We start from the raw sequence: 340 nt of genomic DNA, 5'->3' as shown, positions 1-340 counted from the left end.
TTCTCTGTTGTAGCTGAAGATTTCGACCAAGATAAATCGAATGCGATCGATCTGAAGATCACGGTGACGGATGATGTGCCAACCATCACTGATATTACTGTTGCGAGTACGTTTGTCGTTGATGAAGGCGATTTAGGCTCTATTGTCGCTCAGGCGGCAGGCTCGTTTGTTACCACGGAAGGTGCAGACCAAGTAGAGGTTTACGAACTACGCAATATCTCAACGCTGGAAGCGACGCTATCGTCGGGCAATGAAGGTATTAAGATCACTGAGATCACAGGTGCCGCTAACACGACTACCTACCAAGGGGCAACGGACCCAGGTGGAACGCCAATTTTTA

At 48.5% G+C, this 340-nt stretch carries 1 protein-coding gene; it reads left to right on the top strand.

Features of this window, described 5'->3' with window-relative positions; genetic code table 11:
• Positions 1-340: hypothetical protein (locus tag AB4161_RS23045; protein ID WP_372084471.1), on the top strand; the 340-nt coding region annotated here is incomplete at both ends.

Source organism: Vibrio sp. 10N.286.51.E5 (assembly GCF_041469125.1).
Taxonomy (GTDB): Bacteria; Pseudomonadota; Gammaproteobacteria; order Enterobacterales; family Vibrionaceae; genus Vibrio; species Vibrio crassostreae_C.
The sequence above is the reverse complement of the archived record's forward strand: the minus strand, read 5'-3'. Positions and strand labels throughout refer to the sequence as shown.